This is a genomic window from Bariatricus sp. TF06-38A (assembly GCF_027690675.1).
GTDB lineage: Bacteria > Bacillota > Clostridia > Lachnospirales > Lachnospiraceae > Allocoprococcus > Allocoprococcus comes.
Map to the genome: position 1 here is coordinate 1 of NZ_JAQFCE010000016.1, position 20,481 is coordinate 20,481.

20 protein-coding genes and 2 pseudogenes are annotated in these 20,481 nt (G+C 39.6%); 21 read left to right on the plus strand and 1 reads right to left on the minus strand.

The features are described 5' to 3' along the window. The 20 genes and pseudogenes from PG418_RS12140 to PG418_RS12235 form a co-directional block, all read left to right on the plus strand. The coding region (locus PG418_RS12140) for an ATP-binding protein (protein WP_498837456.1) at positions 1-753 on the plus strand (753 nt) is incomplete at its 5' end. A 294-nt stretch (positions 754-1,047) separates the two neighbouring features. Beyond that, positions 1,048-1,617 (plus strand): accessory gene regulator B family protein, encoded by a 570-nt coding sequence (locus PG418_RS12145; protein WP_498837457.1) that lies wholly within the window; start codon positions 1,048-1,050, stop codon positions 1,615-1,617. Positions 1,618-1,672: 55 nt separating this feature from the next. Continuing rightward, positions 1,673-2,002 carry a winged helix-turn-helix domain-containing protein gene (locus tag PG418_RS12150; protein WP_498837458.1) on the plus strand — a complete coding sequence of 110 codons (330 nt, stop codon included), beginning with the start codon at positions 1,673-1,675 and terminating at the stop codon, positions 2,000-2,002. Positions 2,003-2,189: 187 nt separating this feature from the next. Then, positions 2,190-2,801: a hypothetical protein gene (locus PG418_RS12155; RefSeq protein ID WP_498837459.1), complete on the plus strand. Its 612-nt coding sequence runs from the start codon at positions 2,190-2,192 to the stop codon at positions 2,799-2,801. A 315-nt stretch (positions 2,802-3,116) separates the two neighbouring features. Further along, complete coding sequence (locus PG418_RS12160) at positions 3,117-3,296, plus strand: hypothetical protein (protein ID WP_055056077.1); 180 nt, start codon at positions 3,117-3,119, stop codon at positions 3,294-3,296. 5 nt (positions 3,297-3,301) lie between these two features. Next, positions 3,302-3,883 carry a GNAT family acetyltransferase gene (locus PG418_RS12165; protein ID WP_498837460.1) on the plus strand — a complete coding sequence of 194 codons (582 nt, stop codon included), beginning with the start codon at positions 3,302-3,304 and terminating at the stop codon, positions 3,881-3,883. A 263-nt stretch (positions 3,884-4,146) separates the two neighbouring features. Then, the gene (locus PG418_RS12170; protein WP_117689892.1) at positions 4,147-4,503 is read left to right on the plus strand and encodes a helix-turn-helix domain-containing protein; all 357 of its coding nucleotides are present in this window, start codon (positions 4,147-4,149) and stop codon (positions 4,501-4,503) included. 26 nt (positions 4,504-4,529) lie between these two features. Then, a complete protein-coding gene (locus PG418_RS12175; RefSeq protein WP_173724836.1) occupies positions 4,530-4,985 on the plus strand; it encodes a sporulation initiation factor Spo0A C-terminal domain-containing protein in 456 nt (151 codons plus the stop codon). A gap of 639 nt (positions 4,986-5,624) precedes the next feature. Beyond that, entirely contained in the window at positions 5,625-6,170 is a 546-nt protein-coding gene (locus tag PG418_RS12180) for a recombinase family protein (RefSeq protein WP_025578821.1), read from the plus strand. A 26-nt stretch (positions 6,171-6,196) separates the two neighbouring features. Beyond that, a complete protein-coding gene (locus tag PG418_RS12185) occupies positions 6,197-6,424 on the plus strand; it encodes a DUF6870 family protein (protein ID WP_498837461.1) in 228 nt (75 codons plus the stop codon). Between the two features lie 150 nt (positions 6,425-6,574). Further along, a complete protein-coding gene (locus PG418_RS12190; RefSeq protein WP_498837462.1) occupies positions 6,575-8,242 on the plus strand; it encodes a recombinase family protein in 1,668 nt (555 codons plus the stop codon). Beyond that, entirely contained in the window at positions 8,235-9,926 is a 1,692-nt protein-coding gene (locus PG418_RS12195) for a recombinase family protein (protein ID WP_498837463.1), read from the plus strand. The genes PG418_RS12190 and PG418_RS12195 overlap by 8 nt, the downstream gene beginning before the upstream one ends. Beyond that, positions 9,916-11,490 (plus strand): recombinase family protein, encoded by a 1,575-nt coding sequence (locus PG418_RS12200; RefSeq protein ID WP_118752715.1) that lies wholly within the window; start codon positions 9,916-9,918, stop codon positions 11,488-11,490. The genes PG418_RS12195 and PG418_RS12200 overlap by 11 nt, the downstream gene beginning before the upstream one ends. 134 nt (positions 11,491-11,624) lie before the next feature. After that, positions 11,625-12,095, plus strand: a complete 471-nt coding sequence (locus tag PG418_RS12205; RefSeq protein WP_117467675.1) for a hypothetical protein — start codon at positions 11,625-11,627, stop codon at positions 12,093-12,095. Between the two features lie 179 nt (positions 12,096-12,274). Beyond that, on the plus strand, positions 12,275-12,853 hold the full coding sequence (locus tag PG418_RS12210) for a hypothetical protein (RefSeq protein WP_044961781.1): 579 nt from the start codon (positions 12,275-12,277) through the stop codon (positions 12,851-12,853). A gap of 13 nt (positions 12,854-12,866) precedes the next feature. Next, a complete protein-coding gene (locus PG418_RS12215; protein ID WP_182439024.1) occupies positions 12,867-13,772 on the plus strand; it encodes a bacteriophage abortive infection AbiH family protein in 906 nt (301 codons plus the stop codon). A 167-nt stretch (positions 13,773-13,939) separates the two neighbouring features. Further along, positions 13,940-14,164 (plus strand): hypothetical protein, encoded by a 225-nt coding sequence (locus PG418_RS12220; protein WP_270637487.1) that lies wholly within the window; start codon positions 13,940-13,942, stop codon positions 14,162-14,164. Between the two features lie 11 nt (positions 14,165-14,175). Next, positions 14,176-14,922 carry a hypothetical protein gene (locus tag PG418_RS12225; RefSeq protein WP_275932859.1) on the plus strand — a complete coding sequence of 249 codons (747 nt, stop codon included), beginning with the start codon at positions 14,176-14,178 and terminating at the stop codon, positions 14,920-14,922. A gap of 25 nt (positions 14,923-14,947) precedes the next feature. Next, positions 14,948-15,469 (plus strand): DUF4314 domain-containing protein, encoded by a 522-nt coding sequence (locus tag PG418_RS12230; protein ID WP_498837464.1) that lies wholly within the window; start codon positions 14,948-14,950, stop codon positions 15,467-15,469. A gap of 61 nt (positions 15,470-15,530) precedes the next feature. Beyond that, positions 15,531-19,022: pseudogene (locus PG418_RS12235) on the plus strand (ABC transporter ATP-binding protein/permease); the annotation flags it as partial. Positions 19,023-19,322: 300 nt separating this feature from the next. Here PG418_RS12235 and PG418_RS12240 read toward each other — a convergent pair. Next, positions 19,323-19,370, minus strand: a pseudogene (locus PG418_RS12240) (hypothetical protein); the annotation flags it as partial. A gap of 173 nt (positions 19,371-19,543) precedes the next feature. Between PG418_RS12240 and PG418_RS12245 the strand changes: the two are divergent. Further along, positions 19,544-20,437: a LysR family transcriptional regulator gene (locus tag PG418_RS12245; protein ID WP_008375245.1), complete on the plus strand. Its 894-nt coding sequence runs from the start codon at positions 19,544-19,546 to the stop codon at positions 20,435-20,437. The last annotated feature ends 44 nt before the right edge of the window (positions 20,438-20,481 follow it).

The following is a 20,481-nucleotide window of genomic DNA, read 5'->3' on the forward strand; positions in this document are numbered from 1 at the left end:
GAATATGTGCACTTATCTAGTACAATTTCAATATTTTTGATTTTGTTTCTTAATGTAATGTTTTATAATATATATGGAAGTTTATCAAAGACTGCAGAATTGCAAAAACAAAATTGTATATATGAAAAACAAATTGAATTATGTAAAATGCATATTCAAGAAAGAGCACAAATGGATGTAGAATTGCGAGAAATTCAACATAATATGAAAGGATATTTAATATGCATAAAAGAATATTTGGATAAGAAAGATGAAGTGGCTTTATCTACATATTTGTCAGGAATAAATATAAATTTTAAGGATGCCAGAAAAATATGTGACACTGGGAATGTTGTGATAGACGCTATAATTAATACTAAATATAGAGAATGTTTGAAAAGAAATATTAATTTTGAAATAGAAATAAAGATTCCTTGTAATAATAGTTTTAATAATGCTGATTTAAGTGTGATTTTAGAAAATGCATTGGAAAATGCAGTAGATGCTACATTAAAATTACCGAATAAGCAGAGATACATTAAAGTAAATATTTCATTTCACCATTATAATCTATTAATAGAAATAAAAAATAGTTTTGATGGGAATATTAAGAAAAGTTTAGACGGAAGATATTTAACAATCAAAACAGACTTTAAAAATCATGGAATTGGATTGAAATCTATAGAAAGAGCGGCATCTAAATATCAAGGACTAGTAGACCCTCAAATATTACAAAATGAATTTCAATTAACTATTCTTTTATATGGAATATAAAGAAAGGTTGCTATAGAATTAATATATTCATAGCAACCTTTTAAGTGGTAAATATTGCATATTTATTGGTAAAAATAACATGAACGAAGGATAAATTAGATGCTATGATATAATGCATAATAAAATGATGAGGAGATAAATTTATGTGTAAAAAAAGAAAAAAGACATTTTGTGGAGCCAAATTTTTAACAATATTATGTACCTTATGTCTTACAGTAATGAATGATCCTTTTTGTGTATTTATTTTTCACAAATTGATAGAACCTGATGAGTTAGTTGAGTGGAGAAAAAAACGTGATCAGTAAATTGTCAAATTATTTAGCAAAATATATTGCGCAAAAAGGAGAAATATCCGCATGTGAAATTCCAATATATGAATATGGTTTTAGAGTATTTATTGAGCTATTAATAGTATTATTCACCTGTTTTTCTATAACATGTTTAGGTGGAAGTAAAACATTTTTATATGGAATATTTTTTTGGGGGGTATTTATACCACTGAGAAGATATGGAGGTGGTGTGCATTTATGTAAATTTGGTAGTTGCTTTGTATTGTCCGTATTGGTATATATATATGTTATTTTTACAGCAATGGTTTTGAAAAGCAATTATATTAATTGTTTAATAGGATATACATTACTGTTACTATTATGGTGCGTACAACCATTGGTTAATCAGAATTTGAATTCGATTTTGAACAAAAAAGATTTTTTGATTAAAAAATATAGAAGAACAATAAGAGCAATTGGATTTATTATGTTGATTTTAGCATTATTAAAAAAATGGGATTATATAACAGTTATTTCTACAACTTTAGGATTAAATATGATATCACTTATTGTAGAAAGAATTAGAAGAATATAAATGTATTTTTTCAATACTTATACTTAGTAACAAATATATGAGGAGAGATGTATGAATGCGGAACATTTTTCCGGAATACAAAATGGCTATAGAATTAGGAAATGGGCTATTTAGGATAGATCCGATGTCATATACTGTTTTTTATGAAGGGAGAAAAATTGATTTAGCTCCTAGAGAATTTGAAGTCCTGTATCTTTTAGCCCAAAGACCAAATTGGGTTATCCCAAAGAAGAATATCTATTGTTCGGTCTGGGGGAGTAATTATTATGATGATCAGATTCCGTACAAAACAGTGGAACACGTAGTATGGAAGATACGAAAAAAGATGGGGCATGATATTATAGAAACATTGATCAATGTAGGGTATAGACTAAAAAAGATGTAAAGGCAGGATAGAGTGAGTAAAAGTTTTTATATTCTGATTGAATTTTTGGAAGATACGCCATATAATATTGACAACTATAAGAAGGTGCGTACATACGTTATTTGACTAAATATCATGTTGTAACCAGAAATTAAGATAAACCCTTACAGAGCTTTTGTGGATCATCCAAAGAAAAAGGAGGCTGACTATGAACGTATATGAAGAAATAGATCAGGAAACAATGATGTTGCTTTTAGATTCCTTGTGTAAACGGACAGTGGAAGGAAAACAGATATGGGAAAATATGGAGTATAATCCTATTTCCTTTTTACAGAAAGATATTTATGAAAAAGAAGGTACCTGTATATCACAAATGTTTGAAGCAACGACAGTATTCAATGGTATTGAATATGAATTAGAGCTTTCAGAGTCAATCGAACTTCCGTCTGGCAAGGGAGATATTTTTGGAACCATTTCTTATGAAACAAAAGACGGAGAAGAGAATACGTATGATTTCTCTTTATCTTTTGATGTAGAGAAATATGATGATGCGAATGCAGAAGAATTGCAGGGTATTTTTGGAAACTCAATCATTGTGCAGTTTATAGATGCAATAGTGGGAGTATTTGAAAATTCAGATGCGGTAGCTGAGGGATTTGCTTATGCAAGATACTTTCATCAAACAGGAATAGATCCGGAATGGGAAACCAATCCTCTTGTGAAACTGGGTGAGAAACTGATGCAAGAGCACGCAATGTTGGGTTTTCATAAAATAGTATTGGATACAGATTATAGAAAAAGTTTATTGAAACGATCATGAACCTTCTATAACAGGATACAAATTTTGGGGAAACCATTGATATTTCTTAGGGTATCACATATAATATAGTTAAGCCAAAAGGTTTCGTGTAGCGGCACGTAAAAGCTGTACTGTGCCCAGGCAGGGTAAATATTGGGACTATTTTATACTTGGAAGAGTATTACGCCCACACCAGGGAGATACGGTGAGTCCGCACCGGGGACTGAATGATACCGGCGACATTTCAGACATTCGGAAGGGTGTCGCGGCTGACAGCCAGCATAAAACCGCTTTTTAGAACAAAGAGAATGATAAGAGAAGAGGAGGTGCTTTTATATGGCTACATCAAGTATTCTTACCAATGTTGTAATTGAAGATCCGAAAAAAGCAGAAGCATTTGTAGATGCACTTGAAAAGTCCAGTCAAGATCCGGTATGGAAACCTTCTGCACCGTCTATTCCAATATTAGATAGTGTAGAAGAATTACGCAGATTCCTGGGTAGGAAAAGGAACTAAGAGAGATGGATTATGCAGTTGTAAATATTTTAGATTATATGGAACTTATAGGAGAGGAGTCAGTAGTTGATGTCCTCTCCGGTTTTTCGTGTCCGAAGAATAAAGAAATAGAAAATTTTGTCCGTAATAATGCGGTAGAGTTCGCAAAACGGAAGATGTCCATTACTTATCTTTTGTTAGATGAGTATAGTAGGGTTTTGGCAATTTTTGCAATCACACATAAAGCAGTGCAAATCTGGGGAAAAAATCTTTCTTCTACGTTGCAAAAAAAGATACAGCGGTATGCACAAAAAAATGAAAAAACAGATGAATATGCTCTTTCTGCTTTTCTGATCGGTCAGTTTGGAAAAAATTATCAGCATAAAGACGCACCCGTTCCAGATGGCGGGAGGATGATGGAAGCGGTATTGACCATTCTTAAACATGTACAGCGTGAAATTGGTGGTGGCGTTGTATACTTAGAGTGTGAGGAAAAGCCGGAGCTGTTGAATTTCTATCAGAATGAGAAAAACAGATTCCGGAAATTCGGAGAACGTTTATCAGAAAAAGAAAATGTGAATTATATTCAGATGCTACGAATTTTATAAAAAAGAATAAGGATACATAAGGTGCAGGTGATTCTGAGATAGAGGAGTCACCTGTATTTTTTATGCCTAAATGAAGAGATAATGCAGTGCTTTTTCGTAAATAGTGCAAAAATCATTTTCAAGGCATTCAGATATAATAAATCTCTAAAACAAAAAAAGGAAAGAAATGGTAATGAAACGGGGAAATCTTGCCTCCATAGTCCATTACCAGGGAAAGGATTTGTAATTATAATAGAGCCTGTAATCAACGAGGAGATAAAAGAATGCAGAATGAACTTTATATTGTAGCAGATGCCATAAAAGCCTTGCGGGAATCCAGGGGACTGACTCAGGAGCAGCTTGCAGAGAAAGCAGATATTTCCGTATCACATCTGGCGAAGATTGAAACACATGCCAGACTTATGGGAATGAAAACTTATATCCGGCTGTTGGAAGCTATGGATATTCCCATAAAAGAACACTTTATACACATGGGTACAGCGAAAAAAGATATGATGTTGAAGGAAAAAATCTGGTATCTGGTACAGGATTGTGATGAAAGAGAAACTAGCCTTTTGATCTATTCCATAGAGGGAATTAAGAAAGGGCTAAAGAAATATCAGCAAGACAGCAGGAAGTGAGAATACAGATAGGGAGGAAAAGGGAAATGTTATCAAGAGAAAAGGTGGAAGCAGTATTATTTAAAATGGGAATGCCTGCCAATGTAAAAGGATTTGGCTATATTGTAGACAGTGTTTTGCTTCTGGAAGAAGACAGCAAGATTAAAACGACATATCTGTATTTTAAGGTGGCCCAGCAACATGGCACGACAGGGCAGCGGGTAGAACGGGCAATCCGCCATGCGTTTGATATTGTCCGAAGCTGCAGAGGTGATTATGATGTGGTGAACCATTATATCGGTTTTATCAACTGTGCCAATTCCCCTTCCTTATCCATGCTCACAATGAAGATACGGGAGGAAGCACTGGAAGTACCGGAACCAAAACCGGAAAAGAAAGAAGAGAACGTGATTACGGGAATTACCGAAGACCGGCTTTTGGAGTTGATGCGGCAGGCATACACAGAATTTTGGGCAGATATGATTATCCGGTTAAAAAAATAAAGAGAAATGCAGACCGAAAACAGTCTGCCAAAACACATCAGGGTTATGGTGTCTTTTGGCAGGCTGATGTTTTCAGCCGGGAAGAACCTTGAAAACTGAATATCAGTATGGTGATATTTTTTTAAAACAAACGTGTCATTTCTGACGCTAATCTATAGAAATATCTTAAAGGACACAAAACATTTCGGCACATTCTATTTTGTGTGATGCAGGGTCATGAGCTGTGCGAAGATACATTTGTCCGCAGTGGCAGCAGGTAAGGCAGAAAAGAAGCGGATCAAACAAGGAATCGTAGAAGATGAAGGAAAAGTGTGAGCAGCGCCCAGACATAGGCTGTTGGTGGCAGGCAGCCTGAAAGCCGAATGATAATGATACCTTTGCATAAAAACACTGCAACCAGGGTAGCGTCTGGGACATGCTGTAGCGAGAAAGGGGGCTGCAGGGTGTCAGGCGGCCAGCCGGGCCGGTCCTACATGCTCCCGTTCACACCGGGGCGAGAAAATGAAAAAATCATGCTGGCAGGGAAAGCCCTGCCGGTATGGTGTGTGAAACAGGTTCATTTTAGGGCTATGGGGAAACAACAGGTTTCCTTATAGCCCTGGAATGAAAACAGGAGCAAAAGAAAGAGGAGGCAGAGCAATGAAGAGAGAGAGGTTACAGAAACTGTTTTCAGAAGATAAAGAGATCTTTCAGGGAGGAATGCTGTTTCCTACATGGATCTGCAAAGGAAAAGAAGAGATAGAAAATAGGAATATTCCCCAGCGTGCGGCAGTGTATCTGGATATTCCCATTCCCTGTGCCGGGCTTTTGTATTATGAAAAAGAAAAAAGCCTGCATTACTGTGAACAGCAGACATACCAGGTGGTTACTTTGTTGGAAGGTGTAGGGTGTGATTATTCCATAGAAAAAGAAAACTGGCAGAGGCTGGCAGTGCTTGCACGAAAAGGCATGATTGATGTGATTGTGGTATCCGGACTCAGCAGGTTATCCTATTGTCCGGAAGAAATTTTACAGACAATGGAAATGCTCCAGTCTTTCCAGGTACAGATAGACTGTATCGGTTATGGGATTTTAGATTATGCCAGACTGAAACAGTATTTAATGCACACCTGGGAGAAACAGGAACAGTTTGAGCAGGAGTTAGATGCGTATCTGTGCAGCTGCTGTACTAGGGAAAGGATATAATGCTCTCGCGGGCAGAACTGCTGAAGATGAGGGAAATGACATTTGAGGACATTGACCCGAAAGAGATACAAGATGTAGAGAAACTGAATATTGATGTAAAAAAGAGCAAATCGGAGAAGATCCGGGAAATCCTGGAGTCCGGAAAGAACCCTTATTTTCTGAAATATAAGGGGATCACCATAAAGATTGGGTTTGCTTCTACCAACCGTACCATAGAGGAAGCCATGCAAAGCCTTGTGCAGATGAAATGGTAAAGCCACGACAGGGATAGGGAACAAAGCGGATTGTTGGCAGATTACAGGGTGGACAAACCTTCTGGACTATGGTAGGATGATGGCAAGGACCCAGTAGCCTCTATCATTTAGGGAATCGGCTGACGAATCTAAATGATAGGAGCGAATACAATGAAAAATCAAATACTTAAAAAAATCTATCGTGCGGTTGTTTACCTGCGCCTTTCTGATGAAGATGGTGATAACAGGGAAAGCGACAGCATATCAAACCAGAGGATACTAATCCATAGCTTCTTAAAGAGCCACCCTGAAATTCAGGTGGTAAAAGAATGTGTAGATGATGGATATACCGGCACAAACTTTAACCGCCCTGGTTTTCAGGAAATGCTGCGTATGCTGGAAGAGGGGGAAGCAGACTGTATCATTGTCAAAGATCTTTCCCGTTATGGAAGGGATTTTTCCGGTGTTTTACAGTATGTGGAACGTATCCTGCCGAAAATGGGTGTGCGCCTGATCCTTGTCAATGACAATTATGACAGCCTCACGCCAAATCGTGATTTCCTTACCCTGAGATTTAAAAGTTTAATCAATGACCTTTATCCTGCGGATACCTCCAAAAGTGTGCGTTCTCATTTGTATGTCAAAATGACGGCCGGGCAGTGTGTAGCGCCTTTTGCTTTTTATGGTTATCTGAAATCCGAAGAGGATAAACATAAGCTAGTTATGGACGAAGTGGCAGCTTCTGTTGTACGGGATATTTACCACATGAAAATGCAGGGCTGCAGCCTAACGGATATATCCGAAGAATTAAACCGGCGTGGGATCTTGACGCCTCTTCGGTATAAGCAGGTATATTTAAAACAGAAATTAAAGACAGGGTTCCGTCTGACGGAAAAACCGGTCTGGATGCCAACTATGGTGCGTCGTATCCTTCTTGATGAACGCTACACCGGAGTGCTGATACAGGGAAAAACCACAACGCCAAACCATAAAGTAAAGGTTGTGATCCACAAAGAGGAAGCTGAGTGGATACGGTATGAAAATGCCTTTGAGCCGGTTATCAACAGACACCAATATGAAGTGGTGGGCAACCTGATGAAAATGGATACCATGAGAGGGGCAAAGGGGCTGGCGCTTCTTTCCGGCCTGGTAAAATGCGGGGACTGTAAAGAAAGCATGGTGCTGAAAAGCCCGGATAAAGTCCACCACTATTATGTATGTTCGACTTCCCTTTATGAAAAGCAGTGCAGTTCCCATAGTATCAGTGAGAAAAAACTGGTAGGGGCTGTGACAGAAGCAATCCTGCATTATATTTCTGTTCTGGTGGAACTGAAGGAGATATTGGCGTATGTAAAAACTGCCTCAATCCCAAGACAGCGGCTTTTGGAAGAAGACAAAAAACTGGAGATGCTGGAAAAAGAGAGCCAGAGGATCTTAAACATTAAAGTAAAACTGTATGACAGTTTTGCAGAAGAAATCCTGGACAGGACAGAATTTGAAACCTTCAAAGCAAAGTATGACCAGTCTTTAGAGGAAATCCGGCAGGCAATGGAGTGCCAGCAAAGGGAAATCCGAAACTTGCAGGAAACCCTTGAAAAACAGCAGGAGTGGTTGGAATATTTTCTGGAATACCGGGACCGGACGGAAGTGGACCGCTTAATGCTGGTAAATCTGGTCAAACGGATTGAGGTATATGAGCAGAAGCGCATTATCATTCATTTTTGGTTTGAAGATGAATTTGAAAAGGTATTGGGACTGCTGGAAACAGTAAACAGGGCAAAGCCGGCCCGGCGTGTGGAAGCCTTCCTGAAAGGAAAGGGGGCGGAAGCAAGTGCCTAAGGTAAGCAAAAGAGGACAGAGAAGACAAAGCAGCAAGCCAGAAGTTAAGTATCTGAGAACCTATATTTATGTAAGGCTTTCCGAAAAGGACGGAGGGCATGGCAGAAGGGATTCCATTTATATCCAAAAACAGATCTGTGAAGACTACGCAAAGAAACACCCGGAAATGCTGGTGGTAAAAGTCTATGCGGATAATGGTGTGACAGGTACAACGTTCCAAAGGGACGCATTTGAAGAGTTGATGGAAGATGTGGCAAATAAAAAGGTTGACTGCATCATTGTAAAGGATTTTGCCCGTTTTGGAAGGGACGCCTTAGATGCTGTAGATTTGATTGATGTGATTTTCCCAACCTTAAATATCCGGTTTGTTTCCGTTATGGACGAATATGACAGCGCAAACCCAGCTTGTGTAGAAAACAGGACCACCAATATTTTGAAACACTTTATGAATGATTATTATGCCAGGGAAGTTTCAGAGAAACTGGTACAGGCGCACCGGCTGTCCAGGGAACGGGGAGAGTTTTGGGGTTCCAGACCTCCTTATGGATACCAAAGAGCAGAGGAAAACAGTAAGAAGCTGGTGCCAGAACCAGAGGAAGCAGAAATAATCCGGCAGATTTTTTACTGGTATGTGTTTGAAGAAATGTCAAGCTATGATATAGCAAGGGAACTGAATGGTAAAAAGGTATTAGGACCGGAGGACAGCTACCAGAAAAGGAAACAGGGAAAGGAGCCGGAAAAAAGGCGGTTATGGAGATCAGACGGTATCAGGAAGATTTTACAGAACCCCGTTTATATAGGTGCTGCTGTTTATGGGAAAACAAAACAGATGCTTGCGCAGAATATTCCCCTTCAGATGATACCAAAAGAGCAGTGGGAAGTGTGTGAAAATGCCTGGGAAGCAGTTGTGGAACGGGCGATTTATGAGAAAGCACAGGAAATTGCAAAGGAACGCTGGAAAGATACGTTGGATAACTGGGCTGCAAACCCAAAAGAAAAACAGGGGGCAGATGGCCCTTTTAAGGGAAGGATTTTCTGCGGGCATTGCGGAAGACGTCTTGGAAGAAGCAGGAGCGGAGGTAATGAGAAACACAAATATATGGTTTATAAATGCCCTTCCTTTTCCCTTACAGATCATACGGAATGTTTCCGGACGGTGAATGAAATCTACATCAATCAGGCAGTCAAGGCAGCACTCCGCTACCAGATCCAGCTTGCTGTAGAAAGTAAGAAAACCTATGGTGCAGAGTTTTATCAAAAGCTGGAGCAGGAGGTAGCAGAAAAAATAAAAAATGCCAGACAGAAGTATGAGAAATATGGAAGAAAACTGGAAACCTTGTTTGAGCATTATGCTACCGGGCTGTTGGACTGCAAGGAATATCAGGAGATTAAATCAATCTATCAGGAAGAACAGCAAGCAGCCAGGCAGAATATGAAGCAGATACAGCTTCGTGGACAGCACCTGTTAGATCAGGTGAAGGCAAGAATGGATTGGACAGAGGAACTTCTAAAGTACCAAAGATTTCAGAAGATAGAGAAAGGAATTGCGGACCGCTTTATTGAAAAGATTACGGTATATTCCAAAGACTATGTGGAAATCGTGTTCTGGTTTGGGGATTTATTTGAAAAGGAGCTGGAAAAAGAACTAGACAATATGGAAGGAGGTCTTCCGTATGCAGTGTGATTTTGTTTTTGCTTATCTGCGTCTTTCCAGAGATGATAAAGAAAAAATGGAGGAAAGCAACAGCATTAAAAATCAAAGGCTTTTAATTCAGCACTTTGTAGAAAACCAGCCGGAGTTTGCAGGGGCAAAGTTTTTCTTCTTTGTAGATGACGGTTACAGCGGTACAACGTTTGACCGCCCGGAATTTAAGCGCATGATGGGGCTGATTACCAGGAGAAAACGGATCTGTATCATTGTCAAAGATTTGAGCCGCCTGGGAAGGGATACCATAGAAACACAAAACTATATCGAAAAAATATTTCCGTTCCTTGGGGTGCGTTTCATTTCAATCAATGATTTTTATGACAGCAGCCAGAAACCTTCCGAAAGAAAGGATACGGAGATTAAATTTAAGAACCTGATCAATGGGATTTATCCCCAGATTTGTTCCAACAATATCAAAAAAGTTATGAGGAAACAGGCTGAAATGGGACAATATCATGGTTCAATCCCAACATACGGATATTGCTTCCATGACGGTGTTCATACAAAACTTCATCTGGATATGGAGGCAGCTTCCGTTGTAAGGGGGATTTTCGACCAAAGGTTGGAAGGAAAGACCTATGCAGACATTGCCAGGGACCTGAATAAAAAAGAAGTTGAAACACCTACCGTATACCTTCAAAGGAAAGGCTGGGCGCCGGAAGCAAAGAAATCTGTGAAATTCTGGGACGGAAATTTAGTAAAGCTGATTTTGTTTAATCCGGTTTATGCAGGACTGACGGTAAGAGGGAAAACAGAAACCAGGGTTCCGTCAAAAAGAGAGTACCGATATATTTCAAGAGAGGATTGGATTTGCGTAAAAGGAGGACACGAAGCGATTGTAACGGAGCAGGAGCTTCAGAAGATCCAGGACATGGTACAGAAGGACAGAAAATATTATGGGCGGACACCGTCTTCTGAGAATATTTTTTCAGGTTTGATCCGTTGCGGACATTGTGGTCGGAAAATGCGGATACGGACAGAATACAAAGAAAAGCCGATTTATTGTAAAAGTGTTACGACAGCCCCCAATGCTTCCTGTTATCCAAAGAAATATAAGCAGAAAGAGTTGGAAGAACTGGTGCTAATTATGATAAGACAGCAGGTAGCCCTTGCAGAGGATACCATAAAGCAGTTAAAGAAAGCCAATCAGACTTTGAATATTCCGAAACTCCGATATCGGAAAAAGCAATATGAAAAGAAGCTGGCGCTTCGTAAACAGGAGAAAATGGAACTGTATGAACAATATGCAGAAGAACAGATTTCTTTGAAAGATTACCTGGCACGAAAACAAACCTGTATGGAGAAGACAGCAGTTTATCAGCAAAAGATACAGGAGATAGAAGCAAGAATTTTAAAAGGGGAGGAGAAAAAACAAAAGGAGAAATCAGAGGGACTGCAACTTTTTGTAAAATATAAGGGATTGGAAGAGCTGTCTTATGAAGTTCTGCATGAGCTGATTGAAGTCATAAATTTTTATGATCCGGAACATATTGAAATTGTATGGAAATACAGGGACGAATTTCTGGAAGCAATAGGATAAGAAAGAACCGGGAGAGCTTATTGTCTTGGATTCCAGTAGAGAAGAAGATTTCATAAAAGAGGAGGAAAACGCTACGGTGTCTTCCTCTTCTTTGTATTAGGAGAAAATTTGGCAAAGAAGATGGGGGAAGAGCCATGTATCTTGAAACATATTCTATGGAAGAATTGATGGAACTGATAGAAGAGAAAGGATATTGTTCTGTGGAAGCAGTAGAAATTCTGAAAGAAATGGAACAGGCAAAAAAAGAGTATGATTTTTTACTCCGGGATTGTAAGGAAAAAGCGTGGAAAACAGACCAGGTGGTAGTTGATTATTACAGGTATCTCTTGGAAGAATTGCGGAAAGCGTTGCCCTATGATGCTATGGGAGGTCAGCACACGATTCCGATTCTGGTATTGCAAGAGTTCCGGAAACAGGATATTGTAGAAAAAATCAGGAATTTTATAGGCTGTCAGGCTGGGTTTTCTGATCATGATCTGTTACAGGAAATACAGAAATTTATTACCGTACATCTGGACCCGCAGGGAATTATCCTCTATATGGATGTACTGGGGAATCAGCCAGTGGCAAGGAATGCTTACAAACAGGGAGGACAAATGTGGTAAAAGAAAGAGTATTGGCGGTTCTCGACATCATTATGAAAATAAGATATAGGAAGATTATTGAAAAAGTGGTACAATAAAATATAAAGAAAAATAAGCATTAAAAGTAATATAAAAACCAAAGAAAATATGATAGGTTAATAATTTAACTTAGAAATAGAATACGAATGGAGATGTTTAAAATGGGTACATTGATACGTGAAAATAAAAGGAAAATAGCACTTAGTCTTAATATGGGTTTGTTGTTAATGGGATGTTTAATGTTAACGATTGGTGCATATCCAGCCTTATATAGTGGTGGAGCAAATGAAACACGTTTATCAATAGGAGCCACATGTATTGCATTTTGGTTTATTAGTTTTCCTGCTTTATCAAGAGAAACTAAAGAGAAAAAGATAGTTACAGTAAGCATCCATGCCATTACTGCATTTTCTGTTTTAATTATATTTTCTTGGGAGATACATTATATTCTTGTTAATTGGAAAAAAGGATCTCACTTGGGAGATATAGGATTTTGCATAGGGGGCATAATCGTGTGTTCCTATTTGTGTTATATACTTATCTCGTTCATTAAAACATTTTATTTTTTAATACAGAAGGTAAGGAGATTACTGTTTCCTAATAGTACAAATCAAAATGTTTCCAGAATTGTACATCTGCTAGAAATGGCTTCTTCGTTAATAGTATCTTTAACAGCTTTTATCGGAAGTCTAACAGCTGCTTGTGTAGCAGTGCAAACATTTTTGGAACATATTTACTAGGAGAGAAAAGAAATTGGACAGATTGGTTATTATAGGAAATGGTTTTGATCGGGCACACAATTTGCCCACTTCGTATTATGATTTTAAGGAGTATTTGAGAATATATGCTCGTGAATTTTATGAAGCTATATGTAAATATATACCAGAAGAAGAATTGTGGTTTCAATTTGAAATGGCTTTAGGCGAATTAGATAAATATCAAGTGCAAGAAGAAAATGCTTCATATTATCTTGATTATGGTGACGAAAATTGGAAAGACAGTGCTAATCATGACTTTCAATTTATGATTGAGCAGGATTTGGCATTTGCATCTTATATTCCATATTATTTTAAGAAATGGATTGAGCAAATAGATACAAACGTTTTACCTTTGGTATCAAAGCGTATAATAAATAATACGTGTAAGATTCTAAATTTTAATTATACGGATACATTAGAAAGAGCATATAAAGTACCTGCTGAGAATATTTTATACATTCATGGAAAAGCCCTAAGCAGTAAGAAACTTGTAGTGGGACATCATGATATTTCTACTTTTCAGTACGGAGCTGTTTCTCCATTTAATGCAGCGGAAGAACATGGAATATATATACAAGATGATGATGAAGATTTTAGAATAACTGAAACAAAAGAAATCATTAAAGCCTATTTTCAAAAGACATATAAAGATACGTTTGGTATTATACAAATGAATCAAAATTTTTTTGACTCTCTTATAAATATAAATGAAATATTTATATTAGGTCATTCGTTATCTTCTGTAGATATGGATTATTTTGTTGAGATTAGAAAGAGAGTATTACATTCGTGTAAATGGTATATTTCATATTTCTCAGAAAGTGATTTAGATAATATGGAATATTTTGCAAAAAGGTTAGATATTAAAAATTTTCAGCCGGTAATGCTAAGTAATTTATAATACGATTATACAGTCAGAAAAGACTAATAAAAGAAGAGGAAAACGCTGCGGTGCCTTCCTCTTCTTTTATTTAGAAGAAAATTTAGAAAAGAAAGAAGGGGAGAAGAGCCATGTATCTTGAAACATATTTTATGGAAAGACTGTGAAAAAAGCTACCATATAATGCTATGGGAGGTCAGCACACGATTCCGATTCTGGTGTTACAAGAGTTCCGTAAACGGGATATTGTAGAAAAAATCAGGAATTTTATTGGCTACCAGGCTGGGTTTTCTGATTATGATCTGTTACAGGAAATACAGAAATTTATTACCGTACATCTGGACTCGCAGGGAATTATCCTCTATATGGATGTACTGGGGAATTTGCCGCGTGCAAGAAATAGTTACAAGTAAGGAGGACAAATGTGGTAAAAGAAAGAGTATTAGCAGTTCCAGATACAAGCATTTTTATTGCGGAGTTGCCGGAAGCAACCAGAAATATCATACGGAAAGATTTAGAGGAACATGCAAGGGAACATCATTACCGGCTGGAATGGGACCGGGAAAGTAAAGATTATGTGGCAATGAGCCGGAGATTTTGCGATATGGAAAACATTTATACGAATACATGTCTGCATTTCTGCGAGACAGGGGAAGATATAGAACCCTATGAAAAAAGCCTGAAGCGGACTATTTCTATCAGGTTGTATCAAGATGAGGTAGAAGAGCTCTGTAGGAAGTCTGGAAAAGTTGGGCTATCAATCGGTGAACTGTTTGAAAACTTTGTTGCAGATTTGATTTGTGGTACACATACCAATGGTTCTGATGAACGCATGTATATTGAGCAATGGTTTGACCGGTGCTATTTCAATATTATGCCAGAGGAAACATTTTTATCTTATCTGCTTGAAATGCGGGAGATAGACAGTGTTTTGGAATGCTGGGAAATCTTGCAGGAGTTGAAGGAGCTGGAAGAGCCGGATTGTTATGATAAAGAGGAACTGGAGATACAGCAGAACACTTTGGAAGAATATTTTCAGGAATATAGAACCTATACAAGAGAACCGGTAGAAGATCAGTTGGAAGCTGCTATGGAAAAGGTGCTGGAATGGAATAAAGAAAGAGAGCATTTATTGGAGGGAAATGTTCCAGAGAAATCTTTGGAACGGTAGCCAGATTGAAGAGAGGAAGAAAACAGTGATAAGTAATGCGGAAAGAATTGTGTTGAGAAATATGTATCCACCAGGGTGTCGGGTAGAATTGGAAGATATGGAGGCTGATCCGTATGTAAAACTGAGTCCCGGTGATTTAGGAACCGTAAAGTTTGTAGATGATGCCGGACAGATTCATGTATCCTGGGATTGCGGACACAGCCTTGCTATGGTATTTGGTGTAGATCATTGCAGATGTATTATGAGAGAGGAACATTTGCAGGAGATATTACAAAGAGTACAGGCTATGCCATTTGAGAGTTTGGAAAAAATGGAACTGTATATTACAGAAAAATTATCCGGGGCTTTCCCTAAAATCAGCTTTCAGGAGAAAGAAGAGCAGGAGGTTCTTGCGGATATGGGAGTTGCCGCATTTATGAAGAAAGATCTTGGTGTAGCAATTCAATATGAAGCTGACAGTCAGCAACACATCTTTATAAAAAAGATGGAAATTCAAGGACAGGAATTGGAGAGGAAAAATCCTTTTCCAGTACAGAAGAAGCGATAAGAATGGTTTTCTTTAATTGCAAAAATCGACAATTTTTTTTGGATATTACTTGACAGGATAGGGAAAGACGACGTTTCTTAACATCATCGGTGGACTGGATCGGTACGATAGTGGTGATCTGATCATCAACGGGATTTCTACGAAAAAATATAAAGACAGAGACTGGGATTCCTATCGGAATCATACAATTGGTTTTGTATTTCAGAGTTATAATCTGATTCCACATCAGACGGTGCTTGCCAATGTGGAGCTGGCACTGACTATTTCTGGGATCGGGAAGGAAGAACGGAAAAAGAGAGCGATTGAGGCTCTGAAAAAAGTTGGTCTTGGGGAGCAGTTGCATAAAAAACCGAGCCAGATGTCAGGCGGACAGATGCAGAGGGTGGCAATCGCCCGTGCGCTGGTCAATGATCCGGATATCCTGCTTGCTGATGAGCCGACAGGAGCGCTGGATACGGCGACCAGTGTGCAGGTTATGGAACTTTTAAAAGAAGTGGCAAAAGACCGGCTTGTTGTAATGGTTACACATAACCCAGAGCTTGCTGAAGAATATGCGACCCGTATCGTAACGCTCAAGGACGGAAAGATCCGTTCGGATACGGACGAATTTTATGTCAATGAAGCGGTCATGAAGGAGCCGGAGCATAAGAATATGGGGAAAGCTTCCATGTCATTTCTGACGGCTCTTTCCCTGAGCTTTAATAACTTAAAGACGAAGAAAGCAAGGACTCTTCTAACATCTTTTGCCGGTTCTATTGGAATTATCGGGATTGCACTGATACTGGCACTTTCCAACGGAGTCAATGCCTACATCAAGTCAATTGAAGAAGAGACTCTTTCCGAGTATCCGCTTCAGATCCAGAGTACCGGATTTGATATGACATCGATGATGGTAGGCAATATGGACAGTGGTTCGGGCAGTTCAGATAAGAAGGAGACAAAAAAAGACGGGGAAGTCAAGGTTATGCAGATGATGACCAATATGTTTTCCACGATGGATTCCAACGATCTGAAATCCTTAAAAGAATATCTGGATAGAGGAAAAAGTGGAATTGAGGACTATACCAGTGCCGTTGAATATTCTTATAATATTTCACCAAGAATCTATCGGCAGAACAAGGATGGTTCCATTCGCCAGGTGAATCCGGACAAATCCTTTGAGTCGCTTGGAATCAGCTCTGGCGCAAGTACCAACAGTCTGATGTCATCGATGATGAGTACGAATGTTTTTTATGAAATGCCTAAGACGGAGGGGCTTTATGAGAACCAGTATGATGTGAAGGCGGGACGCTGGCCACAGAATTATAATGAATGTGTACTGGTGCTGACTTCGGACGGAGGCATGAGTGATTTTCTCCTTTATACTTTGGGACTGCGGGATCAGTTGGAACTGGATGAGATGATCCAGGAGTTTATCAATGAAGAAGATGTGAACACTCCGGCAAATATCGGAACATATACCTATGAGGATATTATTGGAAAAACTTTTAAACTGGTCAATGTGTCTGACTGCTACGAATATGACAGCCAGTACAAGATCTGGAAGGATAAATCCGATAATAAGGAATATATGAAGAAACTCGTGGATCAGGGCGAAGAACTTAAAATCGTCGGAATCGTACAGGCATCGGAAGATGCAAATGCTTCCGCTCTGACACCGGGGATTGGCTATCCGCAGAGACTTACTGAGCATGTCGCAAAAGAGGCTGCAAAAAGTGAGATTGTAAAGGATCAGCTGAAAAATCCGTCAAAGAATGTATTTACTGGAGAACCGTTCGGGACGACAGAAGAGAAGAATGGACTGGATGCGGACAGCCTGTTTACGGTCGATGAGGATGCACTTCAGAAAGCATTTGGTTTTGATAACAGTGTACTTTCCGGTGGATTTTCCGGTGATCTGTTGTCAGCAGATTTCCTGAATCTGGAAAATGCATTCCGGATGGGTGGGGATTCTCTGGATCTGTCCGGGATGATAAATCTGGATCAGATCAGTCTTGACGTGTCCGGTATGCCACAGATGAATCTTGGCGATATGATCGGAAGCCTGGATCTTACCGTAAAACCGGGTGGAATGCAGAAGTTGTCTGAGAGTGTTATGGAAGGTTATCAGGAGTATGTGAAATTCCATCCGGAAGCAGATTATTCAAATCTGGCGAGAGATTTTATGGATTACCTGATGACGGATGAAGCGCAGAAGATCCTGAAAGATAATCTGCAGGAGATCATTGAGAGCACCGGTGGGTTTAAGATTACAATTGATCAGATGCAGGAGCTTGTACAGCGTGTGATGGAAGGATATCAAAAGTATGCTGCGGGAAAAGGATATACAGATCCGGATAAATTTGGAGAATACTTGGCGGAGTATTTACAGACCGAGGAAGCAAAAGAGATTATGAATGCCTGGCAGCAGGAGATTTTTGGAGATACGGTGATAAATATTACTTCTGACCAGCTGAAAAAACTGACAAAAGAACTGGCGAGTAGTTATCCGGCATATGCTGCGGCGAATGGAAAAGCAGATCCGACCAAAATGGGAGATTATTTTCTGAACTACCTTGCTACAGCAGATGGAAAACAGCGTCTGATGAACGGGCTTTCCGAGGTGATCGATATGGATCAGCTGGAGAGCCAGTTAAGTGCGACAATGGGAAGTTACATGGCAAAGGCAATGGGAACTTATACCGGAGCAATTTCGGATGTGCTTGAGACACAGATCGCTTCGGCAATGAATCAGATCGTCACTCAGATCACAGAAAAAATCGGGAACGCCATGCAGGCTGCCATGGGAAATGTGGGAACCCAGCTGCAGAACATGCTTGGAAGTTCGATGAAGATTGATACCGATGCATTTGCAAAGGCATTTCAGATGAATATGACAGAAGATGATCTGAAAGAGCTGATGACATCCATGACAATGAGCGCGACTGCTTCCTATGACAATAATCTGCAGAAGCTTGGATACGTGGATTTTGCGAACCCGAGTCAGATTTCCATATATCCGATGGATTTTGAGAGCAAGGAAAAAGTGGTGAAAATCCTGGATTCTTATAATAGCCGGATGGAAAAAGAAGGAAAAGAGGAACAGATCATCACTTATACCGATATAGTCGGAACACTGATGTCTTCCGTGACAAATATCGTGGATATCATCAGCTATGTGCTGATTGCGTTTGTGGCGATTTCCCTTGTAGTATCTTCAATTATGATCGGGGTTATCACCTACATCAGTGTACTGGAACGGAAGAAGGAGATTGGAATCCTGCGCGCGATCGGGGCATCTAAGAGAAATGTATCGCAGGTATTTAATGCAGAAACCGTTATCATTGGTCTGTGTGCCGGACTGATCGGAATCGGACTGTCACTGCTGCTTCTGATCCCTGGAAATATGATCATCCATGCGGTGGCAGATAATAACAAAATCAATGCATTTTTACCAGTGCTTCCGGCAATTGTGCTGATTCTTTTGAGTATCGGGCTTACCCTGCTCGGTGGAATCATTCCGTCAAGGAAAGCAGCAAAGAGCGATCCGGTGACAGCGCTTAGGACAGAATAAAAAAAGAGAATGAGGGAAAAGGAAAATGGATAAAGAGAAAAATACAAAAGCAGTGAGTGAGGAAAATATTTACTGTCTGAATGGAAGAGTGCCGGTAAAAAAGGCGATTCCGTTCGGACTACAGCATGTTCTGGCAATATAAGGAACTGGCGGCACGATAAAAAGTGTCGCCAGTTCTTTTTTAGTGTGGAAGTGACCAGTTCCAGAAGCTTGTTCATTATATTTGACCAGCTTGGAAGTATTTGCTGCATAGAGCATTGGAATCAATGTAGCAGCGTTCTGGAATTGCTGCATTTCTTCTGGTGAAAATCCGGTTGTGCCGCATACCAGGGCTTTTTGGTGTTTCACTGCGAGGGAGAGTACCTCCAGACTGGTTTCTCTGGTAGAAAAATCGATGATGACTTGACCGGATCCGCACCGAATGTTCAGTAAGCTATGATTCCAATTGTAAGAACTAAAAAAGCATGCTATACTTACGGCAGATGAAAAACTGACAGGATAAGACAACAAAGGAGAGACACATGAATTCTAATTTTGAATATTATAAAGTTTTTTATTATGTGGCGAAGTATGAGAACCTTACAAAGGCATCCAGCGTTCTGAAGACGAGCCAGCCGGCGGTGACGAGAACGATACACAACCTGGAAAATGAACTGGGATGCCGGTTATTTACCAGAAGCAAATCCGGCATGAAGCTGACACCGGAGGGAAGAACCTTTTACAGCTATGTATCGGCAGGGTGCGCCCAGTTTTTTAAAGGGGAAAATGATCTGAGCAATCTGATCAGTCTGGAGAACGGGACAATCTATATCAGTGCGACTGAGACAGCCTTGCACTGCTTCCTGTTCCGGGCAATGGGAGAGTTCAACAGCATTTATCCGAACGTACATTTCAAAATCTTAAATAACAGTACCATGGACTCGGTCAACGCGGTAAAAGAAGGAAAGGTAGACCTTGCATTTGTGTCAACGGATCTGCAGGTAAATAAGCCGCTCAGGATGAAGAAACTGCGGGAATACCATGAGGTGCTGATCGGCGGCAGTCGTTACATAGAATTAAAAGGAAGAAAGATTTCATTGGAGGAGCTTTCGACTTATCCCTGGATCAGCCTGACTTCGGAGGCACTGACCAGAAAATTCCTGAATAATTATTTTGCAGATCATGGTCTGCAGTTTTTGCCGGATATGGAGCTTGCGACGACAGACCTGATCTTGCCGGCAGTCCGTCACAATCTTGGAATTGGATTTGTCCCGGAAGAATTTGCCGAAGAAGAGAAGAAGGCAGAAAATGTATTTGAAATCGAAGTGGAAGAGAAGCTTCCGACCAGAAATATTATTCTGATCTATGATACTGAGTATCCTCAGAGTATTGCATCGAAGGAGTTTCAGAAGTTTCTGAGCAGTCAGAAGAACTAAAGAAGAAATAGATTTTCAAAGTGGATTGTGCAAATCGGTATCCT